Raw genomic sequence first — 20,213 nt, 5'->3', positions numbered from 1 at the left:
GATCAGGTGGTCACGGGCACGCATGTTCCGGTTGCATGGTCAAAATTTGACCCTTCTGCACAGCTCATGGCCTGACGGCCCTGGCTGCACCCTTCGGCTGCGACGAGTGCAGGGGCAAGTGCGAGGGCCAGCGTGGCGGCGACAAGTTTGATTTTCATCTGTTCGTCTCCTTGATTGCGTTGGTGTGCGATCAATGTACGACAGGCAGGTGCGACGGACCTAATGAAAAATCCGTCGCATTCAGTTTGCAGAGGTTATGCGCCGAAAACGCGGGCAAAAATCGTGTCGACGTGTTTGGTGTGGTAGTCCATGTCGAACTTTTCGTTGATTGCGTCCTTGCCCAAGGCGGCGACCACATCGTCGTCGGCCAGCAGCTGTTCGCGGAAATCGACGCGCTCTTCCCAGACCTTCAGCGCGTTGCGCTGGACCATGGCATAGGCGTCCTCGCGGCTGACGCCGGCCTGTGTGAGGGCCAGAAGCACCCGTTGGCTCATCACCAACCCCGGGAATTTGTTCATGTTGTCCAGCATGTTCTGCGGGAACACCAGCATCTTGTCGATGACGCCGGTCAGGCGGGCCAAGGCGAAATCCAGCGTGATGGTGGTGTCGGGGCCAATCGCGCGCTCGACGGAGCTGTGCGAGATGTCGCGCTCATGCCAGAGGGCCACGTTTTCCATCGCGGGGATCACCGACATGCGCACCAGACGGGCCAGACCGGTCAGGTTTTCGGTCAGCACGGGGTTTTTCTTGTGCGGCATCGCGGACGAGCCCTTTTGACCCATCGAGAAGAATTCCGCCCCCTCAAGCACTTCGGTGCGCTGCATGTGGCGGATTTCGATGGCGACGTTTTCGATGGACGAGGCGATGACGCCCAGAACGGCAAAGAACATTGCGTGGCGGTCGCGGGGGATGACCTGGGTGCTGATCGTCTCGGGCGTGAGGCCCAGCTTGGCGCAAACGTGTTCCTCGACCGCCGGGTCGACGTTGGCGAAGGTGCCGACCGCGCCGGAAATCGCGCCGGTTGCGACCTCGGCGCGCGCGGCGCGCAGGCGGTCGCGGTTGCGGTCCATTTCGGCGTAGAAACGCGCGAAGGTGAGGCCCATCGTCGTGGGTTCGGCGTGGATGCCGTGGCTGCGCCCGACGCGCACGGTGTTCTTGTGCTCCAGCGCGCGTTTTTTGAGGGCGGCGAGCAGATCGTCGAGGTCGGCCAGCAGGATGTCGGCGGCGCGCACGAGCTGGACGTTCAGGCAGGTGTCGAGCACGTCGGACGAGGTCATGCCCTGATGCACGAAGCGCGCCTCGTCGCTGCCGACGTGTTCCGCCAGATGCGTCAGGAACGCGATGACGTCATGTTTGGTCACCGCTTCGATCTCGTCGATGCGGGCGACGTCGAACTCGACGTCCTTGGCCTTCCACACCGCATCGGCGTTTTCGCGCGGGATCACCCCCAGATCGGCCATCGCGTCGCAAGCGTGGGCTTCGATCTCGTACCAGATCTTGAACTTGGTGGCTGGTTCCCAGATCGCAACCATATCGGGACGGGAATAGCGGGGGATCATGGGCGCACCTTTTCATGGCTGTTCAGCAGTTGCTGCGGCTCATAAACTGCGCGGCGATGCACCACAACCTTTGGAATGAACGAAGCTGCCATGACCGACATTCGAGCACGTACCTTGAGCGATTTCGAAGGCCGTTGGCGGCTGGAGCGCGAGATCGTGCATGACGACGGGATGCAGGCGCAGTTTTCCGGCACGGCGGTCTGGCAGCCCGAGGGCGGTTTCCTGCGCTGTATCGAGGAAGGCACGATGCGAATCGGGGAAAGTGCGCCGATGGTGGGGCAGCGGGTGTATCTGTGGGACGCGGCGTTGCAGGTGTTTTTCGAGGATGGGCGGCTGTTTCATCAGGTGCCGCCCGAGGGCGGAGACACCGGCCACTGGTGCGATCCCGACCAGTATGACGGGCGCTATGATTTCGCCGCGTGGCCCGCGTTTGTGGTGACATGGTCGGTGCGTGGCCCGCGCAAGGCCTATCGGATGGTCAGCCGCTATTCCCCGCTTTAGCGGTAACAGGGCCGTTGAGCCGCATTTCGCACTTGCGGAAAACGCCCCGGCTTGGCACCATTGGTGCTGAAATTTTTAGCAACGAACGGAGATGCTAAGTGGATAAGACAATGCAAAACAGAGTGTTGGGCGACCTTCTTAACTCGGAAGATCAACTGACCCTGCGCGTGCGTCAGGTGATCATGGTGGCCGCAGGCATTCTGTTGCTTGCAGTTGCCGCAAAAATCCGGGTGCCGATGTGGCCGGTTCCGATCACGATGGGCACGTTCGCCGTGCTGACGGTGGGGGCCGCCTATGGCGCGCGTCTGGGTCTGGTGACGATCCTGGGCTATATGCTGGTCGGCGCATTGGGCATGGACGTCTTTGCGGGCTCTTCGGCGGAGGCCAACGGGCTGAGCTATATGATGGGCGGCACCGGCGGGTATCTGGTGGGCTATGTTCTGGCGACCGTGATCCTGGGCCTGCTGGCGCAGCGCGGCTGGGACCGGTCGATCGGCTGGATGGCGCTGGCGATGGTGATCGGCAACGTGGCGATCTATGTGCCGGGTCTTGCGTGGCTGGGTCAGCTTTACGGTTGGGATCAACCGATCCTGGCATGGGGCGTGACGCCGTTCCTGGTGGGCGACGCGGTCAAGCTGGCGCTGGCGGCATTGCTGCTGCCGGGCATCTGGAAGCTGCTGGATCGCGCACGCGGCTGATCTGCAGGCGATATGATTTCAAAGGGCGCGTACCATGAGGGTGCGCGCCCTTTTTCGTTTGCCTGGGGCAGTGGGGCGGATCAGCTTGGGTCAATCACCATCTGGGGCTGACCGCCTGCGAATTTGTGCGGGCTGTTGCCGCACGCATCCACGGTGCAGTTCACCTGTCGGCGGAAGTTGCTGAAATGCTTCGACGTTACCACGTCGATGGCGCGGTCGAAACGCAAGGTCAGCTGCCAGTGACCCTGTGCCATCTTGCGCGCGGCGGTGACCTCGGCGGTGAAGCGGTGACCGAGATAGCGGCCGGTGACGGCCATGCCGGGGGCGAAGCCTGTGGGCGCGTCATTGCCCAATCGGGCAGAGAGCGTGTTCCAGTCGCGCATGCCCCATTGATGGGCAAGGGTTTCGAGGGCCTGGGCGTGGGTGATCGGCGTGCCACGGGCCGCAAGGTCGGCGCGCAGGCGTTTGGCCTGTGCCTTGAGGGTGTCGCGTGAGGGTAGGGCGTGTTCCATGTCTTCAATCCTGTCAGGATCGCAAGGGGGTGCCGGGTGCCTGCATTGCCGGGGTCCGGTGCGATCAAGAGGGGATCAGACGGGACTGTCGCGCCAGAGCTTCACCCTATGCAGGCGGCAGGGGCTCTGGACCCTTGGGCGTGCATATGGCGCAGGTTTCGGTTCGGTTCAAGAGACGCAGGCAGAGGTGCCGCTGGGGTGCGGCATCGCTGCATCACCCGTCGATATCACCGTCAATATCACCCGTCGATGCGCGCGCCCATGATCGCGATGGCCTGCTGATAGACGGTCGCGGCGTTCCATTCCTTGATCACCGCAAAGTTGGGCTGGCCTTCCTGATAGCCCTGACCGGGCTGCCAGCCCTTCGAGCGCAGGTAATTCGCGGTCGAGGCCAGCGCGTCGGTCTGGTTGTAGAAATCCACACGCCCGTCGCCGTTGGCGTCGATGCCGTAGCGCAGCGCGTTGCCGGGCAGGAACTGGGTGTGCCCAAGCTCGCCGTGCTTGGCCCCTTGGGTGGCACCGGTGATGGCACCCTGATCCACCAGCATCAGCGCGCCGATGGCGTGAGGCTGGAAAAACGCGGAGCGGCGGCAATCATAGGTCAGCGTGGTGATCGCCGACACGACCGAGGTGTTGCCCATGAAGCTGCCGAAGGCGGTTTCCATGCCGTGAATGGCGATCAGCACGCCAGCGGGCACGCCGTATTGCCGCTCGAGCGCCTGGTAGAATGCGGGGCTGGCCGCCTTGCGCTTGCGCCCCTGGGCCACGATCGTGTCGGCACCGCGGATCTGCATGAACTTCGGCAGGGAATACCGGAACGACTTTTGGTTGCGGTCCGCCGAGATGGTCGATGTGGCATAGCGGGCCTGCGCCAACGCGTTCAGACCGGGCTGTCTGACGCCTGCGCGCTGCGCCTCGGCGGCAAATTCGCGTTTCCAGGCATCGAACCCCGCGCCGGTATTGCCGCAACTGGCCGCGTGGGCCGCAGGGACCACGGCGAAGGCGGTCAGGGACAGGATGAATGGGCGGACGAGGGATTGGGCGATGCGGCGAACTGACATGTGTGGCTTCCCGAAAACGACAAAAGACATCCCAGTATTGCGTCAATCGAGGGGCTGGTAAAGTGCGAGCCTTGGGCAGCGTTCAGTCCTGCGCGGTTCCTTGCGTGGGGGTCGTGGCGGCGGGGATGCTGGTTTGTTGCACCATCTCGACGCGGGGCAGGTAGCCTTCCATGCTGTTCATCGTCGTGGTGATGCTTGAGGTCAGATAGGTGACCAGCAGCACGAGGGGCAGGCCAACGGCCATTGCCACCAGCGGCGTGTTGAGGCCCGAGTTGCGGTGACCCGAAGCGCTGCGCCTGCGAGGGCCGGCGTCGGCGTTGACCTTGTCCCCGATCTCGGTGGCGAGCTTGGGTGTGTGGTTCGCATTGCCCTTCAGCCGCGATATCCGGTCATTGAACCCCGCAGCGTCTGTCGTCGGTGGAACGCGCTTGTGCGGCGGGTTCGGCCCCACGCAGATGCGACCGGGTTTGTCGGCAGAGGCAGGCTTTTCGTGCCGCACATGGAGGACAGTGCCATCGGTCAGCTCGAGGCTGTCGCCATGGTCCAGCTGGATACGGCCCTGGTGGTGTTCCTTCAGCATCGACGCCAGCTGACGAAACCCCGCAGCCTGATCGCGTGGCATCGGGTCCAGTTGCAGGGTCTTGCCCAGCAGATGTTCGGAATGGACCGCGATCATGCCCAGACGCGCCGTGCCGTCGGGTTCGGGGCGCGCGGGCAGGGGCAGCGGGTGCATCACCAGCGCGAACGGCAGGTCGTTGCCGCGCCACAGCGCAAGCTCGGACGGGGCAAAGACCATGTCCGATTGTCGCCAGTGCAGCAGCGTGACCGGGGCAAGATCGATCAGCGCATCCAGTGCGGCCTTGAGGACGCGCAGACGCAGGACCAGCGGCAGCGGGGCCGTAGGGGGTGTGTCCGGCGTGGCCCCGTGGCCCACGGTCAACGTGGTCGTATAGCGGTGGTCGTCATAGAGCCTGTCGTAATCGGGGGTGCGCGCCTTGGTGATCGGGCTGGCCATCGCCCCGGCGATGATGCCGCGCGGCAGTCTGCGCCGTTGGCTGGTGATCGACAGATGCAACTGCGGATGGCTGAACAGGATATGCCCGCGCCGCTGGTTGCCGGTCTTTGTCAGGGTCATGCCGGTGTCGCGGATTGCGGCGTTCACGCGGGTGCAAAGTTCGGCAAGGTCGGGACGCAGGCCGCGCGCGCTGAGCGCGTGGGCACATGCTGGCACATCGGCATGCAGGGGCAGGGTCTCGACCATGTGAACTCCGGCGGGGCTGTTGTCGCTTCTACCTGTGATGGCATGGAGAAACGGCAAGATTAGGGCAGAGACGGTGTGATTTTGCGAATCGACGGGAGTGGAAACGAAAAAAGGCACCCTCGAAAGGGTGCCTTTTGCGGTCTTGTCGGGTGCGGGCCGAAGCCCGCAGCCCGGATCAGCAGGAATAGTACATTGCGAACTCGACCGGGTGGGGCGTGTGTTCGTAACGGTGCACTTCTTCCATCTTCAGCGCGACATAGCCTGCGATCTGGTCGCGGGTGAACACGTCGCCTGCCAGCAGGAAGTCCATGTCCTTTTGCAGCTCGTCCAGTGCTTCGCGCAGCGATCCGCACACTGTGGGGATGCCTTCGAGCTCTTCGGCGGGCAGGTCATAGAGGTTCTTGTCCATGGCTTCGCCTGGGTCGATCTTGTTCTGGATGCCGTCGAGGCCGGCCATCAGCAGGGCGGAGAAGCACAGGTAGGGGTTCGCCGAGGGATCGGGGAAGCGGGCTTCGACGCGCTTGGCCTTGGGGCTTTCTGTCCACGGGATACGCACGCAACCCGACCGGTTGCGGGCCGAATAGGCGCGCAGAACGGGGGCTTCGAAGCCGGGGATCAGACGCTTGTAGCTGTTGGTGCCGGGGTTGGTGAAGGCGTTGAGCGCCTTGGCGTGGGACAGGATACCGCCGATGAAATACAGCGCTTCCTGGCTGAGGTCGGCGTATTTGTCGCCTGCGAACAGGGGCTTGCCGTCTTTCCAGATCGACATGTTCACGTGCATGCCGGTGCCGTTGTCACCCGCGATGGGCTTGGGCATGAAGGTGGCGGTCTTGCCGTAGGCGTGGGCCACGTTGTGGATCACGTATTTGTATTTCTGCAGCTCGTCGGCCTGTTTGGTCAGCGTGTCGAAGATCAGGCCCAGCTCGTGCTGGCACGACGCGACCTCGTGGTGGTGCTTGTCGACCTTCATGCCCAGACGTTTCATCGTCGACAGCATTTCCGACCGCAGGTCCTGCGCCTCGTCCGTGGGGTTCACGGGGAAATAGCCGCCCTTGACGCCGGGACGGTGGCCCATGTTGCCCATCTCATATTCGGTGTCGGTGTTCCAGGCTGCGTCGGATGCGTCGACCTGGTAGGAGACCTTGTTCATCGAGACCTGGTAGCGGACGTCGTCGAAGAGGAAGAATTCCGCCTCGGGGCCCATGTAGGCCACGTCGCCGATGCCGGTCGATTTCAGGTAGGCCTCGGCCTTCTGGGCGGTGCCGCGCGGGTCGCGCTCGTAGGCTTCGCCGGTGTCGGGCTCGACCACCGAGCAGTGCACGCAGATGGTTTTCTCGGCGTAGAAGGGATCGACGTAGGCGCTGTCGAGGTCGATCATCAGTTTCATGTCCGATGCTTCGATCGACTTCCAGCCTTCGATCGACGAGCCGTCGAACATGAAGCCTTCTTCGAGGAAGTCCTCGTCAACCTGATCGGCGATCAGGGTCACGTGCTGCAATTTGCCACGCGGGTCGGTAAAGCGGATGTCGACGTATTCGGCGCCCTCATCCTTCATCATGTCGAGAACTTTGTTTCCCATGAGTGTCTGTCCTTCTTGTGCAGTGTTGTACGTTTAGAGCGCGTCCGAACCGGATTCGCCGGTGCGGATGCGAATGGCTTGTTCGACGGATGTGACGAAGATCTTGCCGTCGCCGATCTTTTCGGTCTTGGCGGCATCGACGATGGCCGCGATGGCCCCGTCGACCTGATCGTCGTCCAGCACCACTTCGACTTTTACCTTCGGCAGGAAGTCGACGACATATTCGGCGCCGCGATACAGCTCCGTATGTCCCTTCTGACGCCCGAAGCCCTTGACTTCGATGACGCTCAAGCCCTGGACGCCCACTTCCTGGAGCGCCTCTTTGACTTCATCAAGCTTGAATGGCTTGATGATGGCTTCGATCTTTTTCATGCGGGCCTCCCTTTCCGTGCCGTTGATGGGCGTCAGACCATCTTGCATAAGATGCGTCCATGAGGGGCGGGCGGAATGCAAGGGCAGGCGACCGTTTTGGAAATGAGGAGGCTGTTTTTTGTGCGAAGTGATTAAAAAGTAATCATATTGAGAAAATCCCGCCCGATGATGACATCCCGCGGCACAGGTTTACGTATTTGGCGAACGCGCGCCTGATTTCTTTTGGCCAAAAATATCCCCGCCGGAGGCTCCGACCATGACAATCCAGACCATCACCCGCGACAGCTTGCCCGACCTTGGCAAAGCCCTGGGGCACAAGTTCGACGCAGGCCACGCGCTGGTGCTGAGTGGCGGGCCGGGGCGCACAGGTGCCGCGCGCATGGCGGCACGCGGCGCGTTGCGGGTGGGGGCCGGGCTGGTGACGCTGGGGGTGCCGCCCGCGGCACAGCTTGAGGTTGCGACGCAGGTCACGGCGATCATGTTGCGGCGCGCAGGCGATGGTGCGGGCTTGCGCGCGCTGCTGGAGGATGACCGTCTGAACGCGCTTTGCGCGGGGCCGGGGCTGGGGCTGGATGACGATGCGGCCCAAAAGGTGCGGGTGGTCGTGCAAAGTGGGCGCGCTTGCGTGCTGGACGGCGATGCCTTGACGTTGATTGCGCGGGACAATTCCCTGATGGACGCCCTGCACGCGGGCTGTGTCCTGACCCCGCACGGCGGCGAATTTGCCCGGCTGTTTCCGGGGATTGCGGATGATCTGGGCGCTGACCCAGCCGTGGAGGCCAAGGCCGAGGCGACCCGTGCGGCGGCGGCGCGGTCGGGGGCTGTGGTTCTGTTCAAGGGGCCCGAGACCCTGATCGCCCATCCGGACGGGCGCTCTGCGCTGCACGCGGCGACGGGAGAGCGTGCAGTTCCATGGATGGCCACGGCTGGGGCGGGGGATGTGCTGGCGGGGATCATCACCGGGCTTTTGGCGCGCGGGTTTGATCCCATCGAGGCGGCAAAGGCCGCGACGTGGTTGCATGTATCTTGTGCGCTGCACTTTGGCCCCGGCCTGATTGCCGAGGATTTGCCGGAAACCCTTCCGGCGGTGCTGCGAGAGCTTGGGCCTTAGGCGGCCAGTTCGCGCACGGTCACCATGGCGGGCACCGACAGTTCCAATCCGTCTGCGTAGATCACATGCGGTGCGTCAAAGCCCAGCTGGATCAGCGTCATGGTGCGCACGCCCAGATCGGTGATGAATTCGCCGTCGATCAGGCATCCGGCAGGCAATACCGCCTGCGCGGCACCGGCCAGTGCGCGGGCGCGCCAATCGCGGATCAGCACCTGGTGGGCGGCGGGCAGGATCACGTTCGTCTCGGGGCGTCGTTGGCCCAGAGAGCCCGCGGCGATGGCCACGGCGGCGGATCTGATCTGCGTGGTGGCGACGGCCTTCAGCGTGACCAGACCCGCGTTACGGGTGATGATCCGGTCACCGGCGGACAGATATTCCACCGGAATTTCACCATCGGATGTCAGAAGGATGGTGCCGGCAACAAGGCCGACATGAATTATTTCTGCGCGCAACTGCGGTATATTCCCGCTTTCGACGCGCCCGACCGTTTTCGGTTTCATGGGCGTCTCTCTTTTACACAACCTGCCTCAAGGTTGACACAATGTACCCCAACAAACCGTTAATGTCGCCAAAATAATGCCCTGACAATTTTACGCGACTTTTGTGGTGATTTTGGTCTCGCCTAATCCGCAGGGCTTTGGTATCTGACGCGCCAGCGTCTTGCGAAGCAGGGCGCGCGTGCGGGTGTGGCGGAATTGGTAGACGCACCAGATTTAGGTTCTGGCGCCTTTGGCGTGGGGGTTCGAGTCCCTTCACCCGCACCATTTTCCCACCCGAGATTAACCTCGCTTTCACATCTTTCGCGCTAAGACCCTCTCGGGATTGATCGCCGAAGGCCTGGAATGAATGTAGTGCGCGCCTTGATGCTGTTTTTGTGTGGCTGGGTTACGGTGTTTGCGGCAACGGGCGCGGGCGCGGTTGACGGTCGGGCGCTGGCCAGGCGCATTGATGTCGCGGGGCAGCAGCGGATGCTGGCGCAGCGCATGGCGATGGCTGCGTGTTTTGTCATGGGCGACATTGATGCGCGCGCCAATGCCGGTGTCGCGGTCGAAGCCCATGACATGCTGATCACAAGACAGCTGGCCTTGCGGGTTGGAGACGCCGGGGGCGGCCTTGAACCTGCGCGCGATCCCGATGTTCTGCGGCTTCTGGACGGGGCGGACCAGACCATCGCCACCTTCGGCCCGGCAGTCTTGCAGGTCAGCCATTCGGACCTGCAATCCGTTGTCGTGGCGCAGGTCGTTGATCTGGATCTGCCATTGCTGGAGCAGCTGAACCTGACCCTGGCGGGCATCGCGGGGCGGGTTCCGCCGGGCGCGCAGGGCGAGGCGCTGGGTCACACCATCGACATTGCGGGGCGGCAAAGCGTGTTGTCGCAAAAGGTGCTCAAGGAGTTCTGCTATGTCTTTCTGAAAGTGGACACCGCGCGTCAGCAGGCGCGTCTGGTCGAGACGATTGATCTTTTCGAGAGCACATTGGCCCTGTTGGAGACGGGAAGTGATGCGCAGGGCGTGCTGCCGCCGCCCAATTCTCGGGCTGAAAGCCGTCTGGCACGGCTGCGCGGCATCTGGGAGCGGCTGTCGCCGATCCTGCGCACTGCGGTTTCGGGCGCTGATCTGGACCCCGCCGATTTGCAACGGGTCGCCGCGTTCGGGGATGATCTGCTCAGGGCGTCGGATCACGTCGTGGCAAGCTATGTCAAACGGTGATGGGTCTGCAGCAAGGGGGATATCGTATACTTCAAGTTGATTTCGTCCTTTCGACGTTAGGTCGCGATCAAAAAGAACGGTTGAGCGGCGGGGCTTTCCAAGCCACACTTGGGCTTCAGGAACGCGCCCGGAAAAGGTGCGCGATATCGGTTGATCTGCAAGGTCTGCAAGGAACGCCGAAGCCATTCTTTTGGGAGGAAGATGACGATGAAATCACAAGGTATGAATCGCCGCGCCATGTTGCGCGGAGCCGCTGTCGCTGCTGTTGCCACACCCGCGCTGGTGGGCAAGGGGATCGCGCAAGGCGAAGTCACCTGGCGCGTCCAGGCACACTGGCCCAAGGCGTCGAGCTCGTTTACCGACAGCCTGGGCGTGATCGCCACGGCGCTGGAAGAGCGCACCGAAGGCGCGTTCAAGCTGGAACTGCTGGGTGCGGGCGAGTTTGCCAAGGGCCCCGACATCTATAACATCGTGCGCAAGGGCGTGGTGCCGATGGGCACGATCAGCCCGTCGTACATTCTGGACAATGCCCAGGCGGCGTCCTTTGCCTATGGCATTCCCGGCACGCTGCGCCAAGCATGGGAAATGGAACATGCGATCAAGAACCTCGGGATCGAGGATCTGGTGAACGAGGATCTGGCGTCGGACGGCGTGCGTCTGATGTCGGAAAAGGTTCTGCCGACCGAGATGGTCGTGTCGAAAAAGATCGAATCCGCCGCCGATTTCCAGGGTCTGAAGATCCGCTCGTCGGGCAAGATGCTGGATTACCTGGCCGCTGCCGGTGCAGCACCGCAGTTCGTGCCCGGATCGGAGCTCTATCAATCCCTGTCCTCGGGCGTTGTGGACGGCGCGCATTGGGGTGCGGCCATCGGCGCGCAGTCGATGTCGTTGTGGGAAGTCTGCAAATATCACTACAAGCCAGTGCTGGCGCAGACCACCGATGCGTTCATCATGAACGAGGATGCGCTGGCGGAACTGCCGGACGAGCTGCGCACGGCGCTGGTCGATCTGGTGCAGAACCGTTTCTTCCTGCGCTCGGCCGAGTACCAGCACAAGGAAGCCATCGCGCTGTCCGAAGGCGTGGCCAACAATGGCGTCGAAGTGATGCAGCTGCCGCAGGACGTGCTGGACATGCTGGCCGAAGCGTCGGCGCGTATTCTTGAGGAAGAAGGCCAGAAGGGCGAAAGAGCAGCCAAGGCGGCTGATATCTATCGCACGCTGATGTCGGATCTGGGCTACGCCTAAATCAAAGCTTTGCGGATGCCCGAGGGTTCTTTGACCTCTGCCGGGCGTCCGATCTCATGACGCCTGCGCTGCCCTGATCGGCGGCGCAGGCGCTTTGCCCCCCAATCAGGAGACAGTGACATGTTTCAACTGGCCCGCGCCGTCACGCGCGTGAACAGGTTTATCGGGAAGTGGGCCTCGCTGGCCGTTCTGGTGATCTTTGCCCTGCTGCTGGCCGATGTGGTCATGCGCTATCTGGTCGGCAGTCCGGCGATCTGGACCGCGGAGCTGGCGACGCTGATCTTTGGCGTCTATGCCGTCATCGGCGGTGGCTACCTGCTGATCGAGCGTGGGCACGTCAATGTCGACATCATCTATGGCGCGCAAAGCCTGCGGCGGCGTGCGATGCTGGACATTCTGACCTGGCCGCTGTTCGCGCTGTTTGTCGGGGTGCTGCTGTGGCAGGGCTATGACATCGCCGCCGAAGCGGTGGAGGATTGGGAGCGGTCGCAGTCGATGTGGCGCGCGCCGCTGTGGCCGACCAAGATCATGATCCCGGTGGCGGCGGCACTGCTGCTGTTGCAGGGTTTTATCCGGCTTTGGTCCGACATTCGCGTGGTGCGCGGCCTGCCGGTGCCCGACGACGTGTTCGGCAAGCCCGGCGCACCTGACCCCGATCACGAAGATGCCAAGGAGATGCAGCGATGAGCGTCGAACTTCTGACCCTGCTGTTTTTCGGCAGCCTGCTGGTCTTTTTGCTGCTGGGCACGCCGCTGGCCTTTGTGCTGGGCGGTGTTTCGGTGGTGTTCCTGTATTTCGAGATGGGCGATATCGGGTTTTACCTGCTGGCCTCGAAGATGTGGGAGACGATGCAGAACCCCACGCTGATGGCGATTCCGCTGTTCGTGTTCATGGCGATCCTGTTGGAAAAGTCGGGGGTTGCAAATGATCTTTACGATATGATGCACCAGTGGTGGGGTGGGCTGCGCGGCGGTCTGGCCATCGGCACGGTGCTGATCTGCGTGATCTTCGCCGCGATGTCCGGCATTTCGGGAGCTGCGGTGGTGACGATGGGCACCATTGCGCTGCCCAAGATGCTGGAGCGGGGGTACGACAAGAAGCTGGCGTTGGGGGCGATCAACGCGGGCGGGGGCTGGGGCATCCTGATCCCGCCGTCGATCCTGATGGTGCTTTATGCGTTGCTGACCGAGGTGTCGGTGGGGCGTCTGTTCGCCGCCGGTGTGGGGCCGGGCCTGACGCTGTTCGTGCTGGTGTCGCTTTATATCGGCATCCGCTGCTGGTTGCAGCCTGACCTGGGCCCGGCGCTGCCGCCCGAGGAGCGGGCGAGCTGGGGGCAGAAGTTCCGGTCGCTGCGCGCGGTGATCCTGCCGATCCTGATCGTGACGATCGTTCTGGGCGCGATCTTTGGCGGGTTCGCCACGGCGACCGAGGCTGCGGCCATCGGTGTGTTCGGCGCGCTGTTTGCCACGGGTGTGAACCGGCAGCTGTCGTGGAAGGTGATCCACGAGGCGTCGATTGCCACGCTGAAGCTGACGGCGCTGATCATCTGGATCCTGTTCGCGGCTCATGCGTTTTCCACGGCCTATACGGCGCTGGGGGCAAGCAGCCTGATCGGCGATCTGATGTCCTATATTCCGGGCGGTCGCTGGGGGGCGCTGGCGTTCATGCTGGTGGTGCTGTTCTTCTTCGGGATGGTGCTGGACCCTGTGGGGATCATGCTGATCACGCTGCCGGTGTTCCTGCCGGTGGTGCAGCAAGCAGGGTTCGATCCGATCTGGTTCGGTATCTTGTTCATCATCATGATGGAAGTGGGTTATATGACGCCGCCCTTCGGGTTCAACCTCTTTTACCTCAAGGGGGTGGCACCGGCGGGCGTGACGATGGGCGATATCTATGTGTCGGTGATCCCTTATGTGATCGTGACGCTGGTGGGGGTCTTCCTGATCATCCTGTTCCCGAACATCGCGCTTTATCTGCCGAACCTGTTTTACAACTGATCGCGGCGCGGGCGCGCCTCAGATCACTTTAATCCGCGCAGCTCTGTCGGGCTGCGCGGATTTGCACCCTCAACCCCTTGCGCCCGGTCCGATGGGCCAATAGAACGGCGCAAATTTTGCCACGCACCCCACACCGGGGGGCGAATATGCTATGGAGCACACATGCAGGTCACCGAGACGCTGAACGAAGGTTTGAAACGCGGCTATGCCATCACGATCACTGCGGCCGAGATCGAAGCCAAAGTGAACGAGAAACTGGCCGAGGCGCAGCCCGAAGTCGAAATGAAGGGCTTTCGCAAAGGCAAGGTTCCGATGGCGCTGCTGAAAAAGCAGTTCGGCCCGCGCATCATGGGCGAAGTCATGCAGGAAAGCGTCGACGGCGCGATGGCCAAGCATTTTGAAGACAGCGGCGATCGTCCTGCGATGCAGCCCGAGGTCAAGATGACCAACGAGAACTGGAAAGAGGGCGACGACGTCAACGTCGAGATGTCCTATGAAAAGCTGCCCGAAATCCCCGAAGTGGACCTGAGCACGATCAAGCTGGAAAAGCTGGTGGTGAAATCGGACGACGCGGCTGTGGACGAGGCACTGGGCAACCTGGCCGAAACCGCGCAGGATTTCAAAGACCGCAAGAAGGGCTCGAAAGCCAAGGACGGCGATCAGGTCGTGATGGATTTCGTCGGCAAGGTTGACGGCGAAGCGTTCGAAGGCGGTTCTGCCGAAGATTACCCGCTGGTTCTGGGCTCCAACAGCTTTATCCCCGGTTTCGAGGATCAGCTGGTCGGCGTGAAGGAAGGCGAAGAGAAAGCCGTGACGGTCTCCTTCCCCGAGGATTATCAGGCCGAAAACCTGGCAGGCAAAGAGGCCGTGTTCGATTGCACGATCAAAGCCGTCAAGGAGCCTGCGAAAGCCGAGATCAACGACGAGATGGCGAAGAAATTCGGTGCCGAGGATCTGGACGCGCTGAAAGGTCAGATCGCCGAGCGTCTGGAAGCCGAATACGCCGGAGCCGCACGTGCGGTGATGAAGCGTGGCCTGCTGGACGAACTGGACAAGGCCGTGAGCTTTGATCTGCCGCCGTCGCTGGTGGATGCCGAAGCCGGTCAGATCGCGCACCAGCTGTGGCACGAGGAAAACCCCGACGTCGAAGGCCACGATCACCCCGACGTGACGCCCACGGACGAGCACAAGGCACTGGCAGAGCGCCGCGTGCGTCTGGGCCTGTTGCTGGCCGATCTGGGTCAGAAGGCCGAGGTCGAAGTGACCGATGCCGAGATGAGCCAGGCGGTGATGAACCAGGCGCGTCAGTACCCCGGTCAGGAACGCCAGTTCTTTGAATTCGTGCAGCAGAACCCGCAGATGCAGCAGCAGCTGCGCGCGCCGCTGTTCGAGGACAAGGTCGTCGATTACGTGTTCGACAAGGCGTCGGTCACCGAGAAGGAAATCTCGAAGGACGAGTTGCAGAAAGCCGTCGAGAAGCTGGAAGACGAATAAGTCTTTCGCGGGGCCTTTCGGGGTCTGGAATTGGAAAAGGCCGCCTTTCGGGGCGGCCTTTTTGCTTTTGGGGTGACGCTCAGATCACCACACAGGGCAGCGCCTGACCGCGGGGGGGCGCCTATACGTTCGTTCGTGCCACTTTATGTCGCCGCTTTGGCGTGCGGATGAAGAGGTGCAATGCGGTGAGAAAGCGCCCGCCCATGGGGCGGTCGGGCGCTGCCCGGCGGTGCTACGCACCTTGATTCCGGGCTTTGGTGCTGTTTTCTCAGCCCTTGCGCAAACCAGTCTCGACCAGCATGCCGCGCTTCTTGGCTTCGTAGTAGTAGCCACGGGCGTACCAGTGGATTGCGGTGCTCATGTCGCCGTCGGACAAAAGCCACGCGCCGCGCAGGTATTTGACGCCGTATTTGAGGTTGGTTTCCGGGTCCAGAAGGTCGCTGGCGGACCCCTTGTGGCCCATGCTGCGGGCTGTGGCAGGCAGGATCTGCAACAGGCCGTAATAGGGGCCGTTTCGTGCGCCGGGGCGGTGGGTGCTTTCGCGGATGGCGAGGCGGTGGACCAGCGGGCGCGGGACTTCGTAGGTGTCGGCGTACTGGTTGATCAGGCGGCGCAGCTGGGGCGTCTCGTTGGGGTAGAGCGGCGGCTCCATGAAACCGGGGGCTTTGGGGTCCGGAGTGCCCGCGCTGCAGGCCGACAGGGCGGGGGTGCAGAGCAGCATCATCAAGGCGGTGCGGCGTGTGAGTGAAGGCATGTTTATACCGTGAACAGTTAATCTGCCGGTGATGTAGACCCGTCTGCGTGATTCAGGCCATAGGCTTGGCCCGGGATGCGCGCGAAGGCGCCTATGGGGCGGCGGAGAGGCGCGGGGGGCCCGCCAAAGGGGACATGTGGCCATAAAAAAAGACCGCCCCGGAGGGCGGCCTTGTGTGCTGTGCTGTGCGCGGGTGGCGCGATCAGTTGGAAGCGGTCTCGTCGTCGCCTTCGGAGGCGTCGTTGGAGACGGATTCTGCCAGATCGTCGTCGTCGGATGCCGCGGCACCGATGTCTTCGAACAGCTCGGAGATTTCGAAATCGGCTGCGGCTTCTTCTTCCGCTGCCAGTTCCTGGATCGACTTGCCCGAGGCCTGAAGTTCAGCTTCTTCGACCGAACGTGCGACGTTCAGCTCGATTGTCACTTCGACTTCGGGGTGCAGGGTCACCTGGACTTCGTGCAGGCCCAGCTGTTTGATCGGCTGAACGATGACGACCTGTTTGCGGTCCAGCGAGAAACCTTCGGCGCTGGCGGCTTCGGCTGCGTCACGGGTGGTGACCGAACCGTAGAGGTTGCCGCCGTCCGACGCCTGGCGAATCACGACGAACTGCTGTCCGTTGAGTTTGTTGCCAAGCGCTTCGGCTTCTTTCTTGGTCTCAAGGTTCTGCGCTTCGAGGACGACCTTGCGGGCTTCGAAGTCTGCGATGTTACGCTCGGAAGCGGACAGCGCCTTGCCCTGGGGCAGAAGGTAGTTGCGCGCGAAACCGGCTTTGACGTCGACGACGTCGCCCATCTGGCCCAGTTTGGCCACGCGTTCGAGAAGGATCAGTTGCATGTGCTTGGCTCCTTATTTCACTGCGTAGGGCAGCAGGGCGAGGAAGCGGGCGCGTTTGATGGCACGGGCCAGTTCGCGTTGCTTCTTGGCCGAAACGGCGGTGATGCGCGAGGGCACGATCTTGCCGCGCTCGGAAATGTAGCGTTGCAGCAGACGCGTGTCCTTGTAGTCGATCGCGGGCGCGTTCTCACCCGAGAAAGGGCACACTTTGCGACGGCGGAAAAATGGTTTTGCAGCCATGGGTTAGCTCCTCTTTTGCTCGGGGTTCAGCGGCGTTCGCGACGGGTGTCGCGTTCGTCACGTTTCTGCATCTGGACCGACGGGCCTTCCTGGTGCGCGTCGACCTTGATGGTCAGCACGCGCATGACGTCGTCGTGCAGACGCATCAGGCGTTCCATCTCTTGCACGGCAGAGGCCGGTGCGTCGGTGCGCATGAAGGCGTAGTGGCCTTTGCGGTTCTTGTTGATCTTGTACGCCATCGTCTTGACGCCCCAGTATTCGTTTTCAACCAGGGTGCCGCCGTTGTCGGCGAGGACGGTGCCAAAATGTTCGATCAGGCCTTCGGCTTGTGTGTTCGACAAGTCCTGGCGTGCGATCATGACATGCTCGTAGAAAGGCATGTATGCTCCATTTATATCAAGGCGCATTTCATAGACGAAGCGTTCAAGTCCCTTTGCGGCTTCGGCACGAGAGTCTGCGCGGTTCAGATGAGGTGCAAAAGGAAGTGCCCATATACACGGTTTGGGCGGGGGCGCAAGCGGCGCGGTCCTGTGCAGGGGGGGGGCGGCTGCGTCGGTACAGGGCGCAGGGCGCCGGGCGGTACAGGGCGCATTGCGCCGGATCGTCAGGCTGATCGCCAGATTGCCCTGCGCTGGTCCGGTCCGTGCCGCATTGCTGCCCACTTCGCAGCACACAGATGAGGCGGGGCAAATCATGTCCTGACAGCAGCAGGGCCTATCATGACCGCAACACCCGACTATCTGTGCAACCATTCCGAGACAAGCCGCGCGATCCTGAACGCACCGATCCGATCATTGGACGGGGCCTGCATGGTGGCGCGGATGCTGTTGCGGATCGTGGGCGCGGGACTGGTTCTGGCGGCTGCGGGGCTTTGGATTTCACCCGGTGGCGGGATGACGGCGGATCTGGCGCTGATCAAGCTGGTCTTGTCGCTGGTGGCGGGGTTTGTCGGTCTTGCGCTGATCCAGTGCTGGGCGACACCCGATGCGCCCGAGGCAGAGATCGACGTGATGCGCAGCCGCGTGCGGCTGGTGCGGCGCGGGCGTGGGCGTGCGCAGGTGCTGCACGAGTGCAGCTTTGCCGAACTGGGCCGAGTGGAGCGGCGCGACGACACGGTGACGCTGTGGGATGCGGGCGGCAGGCTGCTGGCGGAAGTGGCCCCTGCGGACCCCGGCACGCTGCGGTTCCTGGTGGCGGGTCTGCGCGACGCGGGCAAGCTGTAACAGGGTGATGTCTGCGCCCGCCGGAACGCAAGGTTGCGGGCCCGCACAGGTCCAGTGTTCAGTTGCGCGCACGAGGTGTTGATCTGTGCCGAGTTGATCGCGTGCCCGAAAGTGCGACATGGTGGGGCAGAGTTCAATCAACACGGAGTATCACCGATCATGAAATCCCTTCTGCTTGCCACAGCGCTTTCCACCGCAGCCACCATGTCCCTTGCGGCAGAGAGCTATACGCTTGACCCCAGCCACAGCCAGATCGTGTTCAGCTATGAGCACCTTGGTTTCTCGACCACCTATGGCATGTATTCCGGGTTCGAGGGCGACATCAGCTTTGACCAGGAAGACCCCGCGCAATCGTCCGTGTCGGTGTCGTTTCCGGCCAACAGCCTGATCACCGGCTGGGACCCGCGTTTCGAACACTTCATGACCGGTGATTTCTTTGGCGCCGAAGACAGCGACACGATCAGCTTTGCATCCACCGGCATCGAAGTGACGGGCGACGACACGGCGATGATCACCGGCGATCTGACGATCAATGACATCACCAAGTCGGTGGTGCTGGACGCGACGCTGAACCAGGTCGGTGAACACCCGCAAGCGGGCAAGCCTTGGGCCGGGTTCAGCGCGACGACAACCGTGCTGCGGTCGGAGTTCGACATGGGCATGTTCGCGCCCTTCGTCAGCGACGAAGTTCAGATCATGATCTCGGTCGAGGCGATGAAGGCCGAATAAGCGTACACTTTACGTGAAGGTAGAAAGGCCGCCGGAGTGATCCGGCGGCCTTTTTGCGTGTTCGAGGGGTCGCAAGAGGAAGAGACGCCTCCGGCGGGGATATTTAAGGCCAGAAGAAATCAGTTTCGCGTGGCGGTCAGTTCGATCTGGACGTCGACGGGAAATTTGAGGCTGCTTTCGTCGTTCATGGTGTCGCCGATGTTGAAATCGCGGCGGTCGAGCGTGGTGCTGCCGCGCATCACGGCGGTCATGCCGTCGATGGTGAGGTCGAAGGGCAGGTCGAGCGGGACGGACTGGTCCTTGATCGTGAGGGTGCCGCGGGCCACGGTGGTTTCCGAGGTGCTGGTGATTTCGGCGATGTAGGTGGCGGTGGGGAAGGCGTCGACGTTGAAGAAGTCGGGGCCCATGGCCTGATTGGTGACGGAGCCCAGGGTGAGCGAGCCGATGGAGATCGTCGCCTCGACCGCGCCGGAGATGCCGTTTTGCACGGTCTCGTCAAAGGTGATGTCGGCGGTCCAGTCGGCGAAGCTGCCGGTGACGTCGGAGCCGAACTGGTTGACCACGATGGAGAGCGTGCCGTCCTGGACCTGCCAGTCGGATTGCACGTCGGCGAGGGCTGCGGGGGTGCCGGGGCGGGCGTCTTCGCCTGCGGAGAGGCCAAGGCCTGCGCCGAATGCGATGGCCACGGCCCAGATCGCGGTGGCGGCGAGGGCGGAGCGGTGGGCGACAGGTGCGCCGCCCGGCGACGTCGCGGTCGTGGTGCCGAACCACATGCGGCGCAGGGTGCTGTCGCGGTCGATGAAGTGGTGTTTGAGCGCGCCGAGGATGTGCAGGGCAAGTGCGGCTTCCAGCACGTGCGTGGCGATTTCGTGAATTTGCGCGAAGACGTGGCTGAGGCTTTCGGATTTGGGCACCAGCGGCAGGTCCTGGCCGATGGGCAGCCACATCGGGGCAAAGCCCGAGGCCGCGGCGTGGTGTATCCAGCCCGAGAGCGGCACGATGACGAGGCTGGCGTAGAGCAGCCAGTGCACGGTTTCGGCGGCGAAGGTTTCAAGCTTGCGTTCCGGGTGCAGGTGCGTGGGTTTGGTCTGGGTCACGGCCCAGAGGATGCGGGCGACGGCCACGGCGAAGGCGGTGACGCCCAGCGTCTTGTGCAGGGAAAACAGCCATGCCTTGGTCGCGAGCTGCTCGGATGTCTCGTAGGGGAGGTAATTGGCGATCAGGCCCAGCGGGATCAGGGTGAGGATCAGCAGCGCGATCAGCCAGTGAAATGTCTTGGTGACGGCACCGTAGCGGTCGCGGGCGTTGGTCAGGGGCATGTCTGTCTCCGGGG

The 20,213-nt window shown here is 62.7% G+C and carries 23 protein-coding genes and 1 tRNA gene; 11 read left to right on the top strand and 13 right to left on the bottom strand.

Annotation, left to right across the window (positions count from 1 at the left end; translation table 11 throughout):
• Window positions 1-2 precede the first annotated feature (2 nt).
• Both NTA49_RS04030 and purB read right to left on the bottom strand, forming a co-directional pair.
• The gene (locus NTA49_RS04030; protein WP_258293371.1) at window positions 3-158 is read right to left on the bottom strand and encodes a hypothetical protein; all 156 of its coding nucleotides are present in this window, start codon (window positions 156-158) and stop codon (window positions 3-5) included.
• Between the two features lie 96 nt (window positions 159-254).
• Complete coding sequence (gene purB / locus NTA49_RS04025; protein WP_258293370.1) at window positions 255-1,559, bottom strand: adenylosuccinate lyase; 1,305 nt, start codon at window positions 1,557-1,559, stop codon at window positions 255-257.
• Window positions 1,560-1,649: 90 nt separating this feature from the next.
• Between purB and NTA49_RS04020 the strand changes: the two genes are divergently transcribed.
• Entirely contained in the window at window positions 1,650-2,060 is a 411-nt protein-coding gene (locus NTA49_RS04020) for a DUF6314 family protein (protein WP_258293369.1), read from the top strand.
• Window positions 2,061-2,170: 110 nt separating this feature from the next.
• Entirely contained in the window at window positions 2,171-2,758 is a 588-nt protein-coding gene (locus NTA49_RS04015; RefSeq protein WP_258293368.1) for a biotin transporter BioY, read from the top strand.
• An 80-nt stretch (window positions 2,759-2,838) separates the two neighbouring features.
• On the opposite strand, the gene NTA49_RS04010 is transcribed toward NTA49_RS04015, so the two are convergent.
• The 5 genes from NTA49_RS04010 to NTA49_RS03990 all read right to left on the bottom strand — a co-directional run bounded on the left by NTA49_RS04010 (window position 2,839) and on the right by NTA49_RS03990 (window position 7,543).
• On the bottom strand, window positions 2,839-3,270 hold the full coding sequence (locus NTA49_RS04010; RefSeq protein ID WP_258293367.1) for a glyoxalase superfamily protein: 432 nt from the start codon (window positions 3,268-3,270) through the stop codon (window positions 2,839-2,841).
• A 239-nt stretch (window positions 3,271-3,509) separates the two neighbouring features.
• A complete protein-coding gene (locus NTA49_RS04005; protein ID WP_258293366.1) occupies window positions 3,510-4,331 on the bottom strand; it encodes a lytic murein transglycosylase in 822 nt (273 codons plus the stop codon).
• Between the two features lie 82 nt (window positions 4,332-4,413).
• Complete coding sequence (locus NTA49_RS04000) at window positions 4,414-5,592, bottom strand: hypothetical protein (RefSeq protein WP_258293365.1); 1,179 nt, start codon at window positions 5,590-5,592, stop codon at window positions 4,414-4,416.
• Window positions 5,593-5,767: 175 nt separating this feature from the next.
• Entirely contained in the window at window positions 5,768-7,171 is a 1,404-nt protein-coding gene (gene glnA, locus NTA49_RS03995) for a type I glutamate--ammonia ligase (protein WP_258293364.1), read from the bottom strand.
• Window positions 7,172-7,204: 33 nt separating this feature from the next.
• Complete coding sequence (locus NTA49_RS03990; RefSeq protein WP_258293363.1) at window positions 7,205-7,543, bottom strand: P-II family nitrogen regulator; 339 nt, start codon at window positions 7,541-7,543, stop codon at window positions 7,205-7,207.
• A gap of 256 nt (window positions 7,544-7,799) precedes the next feature.
• On the opposite strand from NTA49_RS03990, the gene NTA49_RS03985 reads away from it, so the two are divergent.
• Window positions 7,800-8,654 (top strand): NAD(P)H-hydrate dehydratase, encoded by an 855-nt coding sequence (locus tag NTA49_RS03985; RefSeq protein ID WP_258293362.1) that lies wholly within the window; start codon window positions 7,800-7,802, stop codon window positions 8,652-8,654.
• On the opposite strand, the gene NTA49_RS03980 is transcribed toward NTA49_RS03985, so the two are convergent.
• Window positions 8,651-9,154 carry a Hint domain-containing protein gene (locus NTA49_RS03980; protein WP_258293361.1) on the bottom strand — a complete coding sequence of 168 codons (504 nt, stop codon included), beginning with the start codon at window positions 9,152-9,154 and terminating at the stop codon, window positions 8,651-8,653. The two genes, NTA49_RS03985 and NTA49_RS03980, sit on opposite strands and share 4 nt — an antisense overlap.
• A 180-nt stretch (window positions 9,155-9,334) precedes the next feature.
• Between NTA49_RS03980 and NTA49_RS03975 the strand changes: the two genes are divergently transcribed.
• The 6 genes from NTA49_RS03975 to tig all read left to right on the top strand — a co-directional run bounded on the left by NTA49_RS03975 (window position 9,335) and on the right by tig (window position 15,099).
• Window positions 9,335-9,418 (top strand) — tRNA-Leu (locus NTA49_RS03975).
• A gap of 78 nt (window positions 9,419-9,496) precedes the next feature.
• Window positions 9,497-10,363: a type IV pili methyl-accepting chemotaxis transducer N-terminal domain-containing protein gene (locus NTA49_RS03970; RefSeq protein ID WP_258293360.1), complete on the top strand. Its 867-nt coding sequence runs from the start codon at window positions 9,497-9,499 to the stop codon at window positions 10,361-10,363.
• 207 nt (window positions 10,364-10,570) lie between these two features.
• A complete protein-coding gene (dctP, locus tag NTA49_RS03965) occupies window positions 10,571-11,608 on the top strand; it encodes a TRAP transporter substrate-binding protein DctP (protein WP_258293359.1) in 1,038 nt (345 codons plus the stop codon).
• A gap of 120 nt (window positions 11,609-11,728) precedes the next feature.
• On the top strand, window positions 11,729-12,295 hold the full coding sequence (locus tag NTA49_RS03960) for a TRAP transporter small permease subunit (protein ID WP_258293358.1): 567 nt from the start codon (window positions 11,729-11,731) through the stop codon (window positions 12,293-12,295).
• Complete coding sequence (locus NTA49_RS03955) at window positions 12,292-13,605, top strand: TRAP transporter large permease (protein WP_258293357.1); 1,314 nt, start codon at window positions 12,292-12,294, stop codon at window positions 13,603-13,605. Before NTA49_RS03960 ends, NTA49_RS03955 begins: the two co-directional genes overlap by 4 nt.
• Window positions 13,606-13,767: 162 nt before the next feature.
• On the top strand, window positions 13,768-15,099 hold the full coding sequence (tig, locus tag NTA49_RS03950; protein ID WP_258293356.1) for a trigger factor: 1,332 nt from the start codon (window positions 13,768-13,770) through the stop codon (window positions 15,097-15,099).
• A 268-nt stretch (window positions 15,100-15,367) separates the two neighbouring features.
• Here the strand turns inward: tig and NTA49_RS03945 are convergent, their stop codons facing one another.
• The 4 genes from NTA49_RS03945 to rpsF all read right to left on the bottom strand — a co-directional run bounded on the left by NTA49_RS03945 (window position 15,368) and on the right by rpsF (window position 17,308).
• Complete coding sequence (locus NTA49_RS03945; RefSeq protein ID WP_258293355.1) at window positions 15,368-15,853, bottom strand: lytic transglycosylase domain-containing protein; 486 nt, start codon at window positions 15,851-15,853, stop codon at window positions 15,368-15,370.
• A 202-nt stretch (window positions 15,854-16,055) separates the two neighbouring features.
• On the bottom strand, window positions 16,056-16,688 hold the full coding sequence (gene rplI, locus NTA49_RS03940; protein WP_258293354.1) for a 50S ribosomal protein L9: 633 nt from the start codon (window positions 16,686-16,688) through the stop codon (window positions 16,056-16,058).
• Between the two features lie 12 nt (window positions 16,689-16,700).
• On the bottom strand, window positions 16,701-16,928 hold the full coding sequence (rpsR, locus tag NTA49_RS03935) for a 30S ribosomal protein S18 (RefSeq protein WP_028957713.1): 228 nt from the start codon (window positions 16,926-16,928) through the stop codon (window positions 16,701-16,703).
• Between the two features lie 26 nt (window positions 16,929-16,954).
• Entirely contained in the window at window positions 16,955-17,308 is a 354-nt protein-coding gene (rpsF, locus tag NTA49_RS03930; protein ID WP_258293353.1) for a 30S ribosomal protein S6, read from the bottom strand.
• A 339-nt stretch (window positions 17,309-17,647) separates the two neighbouring features.
• Here rpsF and NTA49_RS03925 point away from each other — a divergent pair, with 339 nt between their 5' ends.
• Both NTA49_RS03925 and NTA49_RS03920 read left to right on the top strand, forming a co-directional pair.
• Complete coding sequence (locus NTA49_RS03925) at window positions 17,648-18,151, top strand: hypothetical protein (RefSeq protein WP_258293352.1); 504 nt, start codon at window positions 17,648-17,650, stop codon at window positions 18,149-18,151.
• Window positions 18,152-18,310: 159 nt separating this feature from the next.
• A complete protein-coding gene (locus NTA49_RS03920) occupies window positions 18,311-18,880 on the top strand; it encodes a YceI family protein (RefSeq protein WP_258293351.1) in 570 nt (189 codons plus the stop codon).
• Window positions 18,881-18,999: 119 nt separating this feature from the next.
• Here NTA49_RS03920 and NTA49_RS03915 read toward each other — a convergent pair whose 3' ends face one another.
• Window positions 19,000-20,199: a cytochrome b/b6 domain-containing protein gene (locus NTA49_RS03915; RefSeq protein ID WP_258293350.1), complete on the bottom strand. Its 1,200-nt coding sequence runs from the start codon at window positions 20,197-20,199 to the stop codon at window positions 19,000-19,002.
• Between the last annotated feature and the right edge of the window lie 14 nt (window positions 20,200-20,213).

This window comes from Pseudosulfitobacter koreensis (genome assembly GCF_024733015.1).
Taxonomy (GTDB): Bacteria; Pseudomonadota; Alphaproteobacteria; order Rhodobacterales; family Rhodobacteraceae; genus Pseudosulfitobacter; species Pseudosulfitobacter koreensis.
The sequence above is the reverse complement of the archived record's forward strand: the minus strand, read 5'-3'. Positions and strand labels throughout refer to the sequence as shown.

What these genes read in the sequence shown, in the direction of transcription:
- NTA49_RS04030 (WP_258293371.1), bottom strand. Translation starts at nt 158, where the DNA reads ATGAAAATCAAACTTGTCGCCGCCACGCTGGCCCTCGCACTTGCCCCT.
- purB (WP_258293370.1), bottom strand. Translation starts at nt 1,559, where the DNA reads ATGATCCCCCGCTATTCCCGTCCCGATATGGTTGCGATCTGGGAACCA.
- NTA49_RS04020 (WP_258293369.1), top strand. Translation starts at nt 1,650, where the DNA reads ATGACCGACATTCGAGCACGTACCTTGAGCGATTTCGAAGGCCGTTGG.
- NTA49_RS04015 (WP_258293368.1), top strand. Translation starts at nt 2,171, where the DNA reads ATGCAAAACAGAGTGTTGGGCGACCTTCTTAACTCGGAAGATCAACTG.
- NTA49_RS04010 (WP_258293367.1), bottom strand. Translation starts at nt 3,270, where the DNA reads ATGGAACACGCCCTACCCTCACGCGACACCCTCAAGGCACAGGCCAAA.
- NTA49_RS04005 (WP_258293366.1), bottom strand. Translation starts at nt 4,331, where the DNA reads ATGTCAGTTCGCCGCATCGCCCAATCCCTCGTCCGCCCATTCATCCTG.
- NTA49_RS04000 (WP_258293365.1), bottom strand. Translation starts at nt 5,592, where the DNA reads ATGGTCGAGACCCTGCCCCTGCATGCCGATGTGCCAGCATGTGCCCAC.
- glnA (WP_258293364.1), bottom strand. Translation starts at nt 7,171, where the DNA reads ATGGGAAACAAAGTTCTCGACATGATGAAGGATGAGGGCGCCGAATAC.
- NTA49_RS03990 (WP_258293363.1), bottom strand. Translation starts at nt 7,543, where the DNA reads ATGAAAAAGATCGAAGCCATCATCAAGCCATTCAAGCTTGATGAAGTC.
- NTA49_RS03985 (WP_258293362.1), top strand. Translation starts at nt 7,800, where the DNA reads ATGACAATCCAGACCATCACCCGCGACAGCTTGCCCGACCTTGGCAAA.
- NTA49_RS03980 (WP_258293361.1), bottom strand. Translation starts at nt 9,154, where the DNA reads ATGAAACCGAAAACGGTCGGGCGCGTCGAAAGCGGGAATATACCGCAG.
- NTA49_RS03970 (WP_258293360.1), top strand. Translation starts at nt 9,497, where the DNA reads ATGAATGTAGTGCGCGCCTTGATGCTGTTTTTGTGTGGCTGGGTTACG.
- dctP (WP_258293359.1), top strand. Translation starts at nt 10,571, where the DNA reads ATGAAATCACAAGGTATGAATCGCCGCGCCATGTTGCGCGGAGCCGCT.
- NTA49_RS03960 (WP_258293358.1), top strand. Translation starts at nt 11,729, where the DNA reads ATGTTTCAACTGGCCCGCGCCGTCACGCGCGTGAACAGGTTTATCGGG.
- NTA49_RS03955 (WP_258293357.1), top strand. Translation starts at nt 12,292, where the DNA reads ATGAGCGTCGAACTTCTGACCCTGCTGTTTTTCGGCAGCCTGCTGGTC.
- tig (WP_258293356.1), top strand. Translation starts at nt 13,768, where the DNA reads ATGCAGGTCACCGAGACGCTGAACGAAGGTTTGAAACGCGGCTATGCC.
- NTA49_RS03945 (WP_258293355.1), bottom strand. Translation starts at nt 15,853, where the DNA reads ATGCCTTCACTCACACGCCGCACCGCCTTGATGATGCTGCTCTGCACC.
- rplI (WP_258293354.1), bottom strand. Translation starts at nt 16,688, where the DNA reads ATGCAACTGATCCTTCTCGAACGCGTGGCCAAACTGGGCCAGATGGGC.
- rpsR (WP_028957713.1), bottom strand. Translation starts at nt 16,928, where the DNA reads ATGGCTGCAAAACCATTTTTCCGCCGTCGCAAAGTGTGCCCTTTCTCG.
- rpsF (WP_258293353.1), bottom strand. Translation starts at nt 17,308, where the DNA reads ATGCCTTTCTACGAGCATGTCATGATCGCACGCCAGGACTTGTCGAAC.
- NTA49_RS03925 (WP_258293352.1), top strand. Translation starts at nt 17,648, where the DNA reads ATGACCGCAACACCCGACTATCTGTGCAACCATTCCGAGACAAGCCGC.
- NTA49_RS03920 (WP_258293351.1), top strand. Translation starts at nt 18,311, where the DNA reads ATGAAATCCCTTCTGCTTGCCACAGCGCTTTCCACCGCAGCCACCATG.
- NTA49_RS03915 (WP_258293350.1), bottom strand. Translation starts at nt 20,199, where the DNA reads ATGCCCCTGACCAACGCCCGCGACCGCTACGGTGCCGTCACCAAGACA.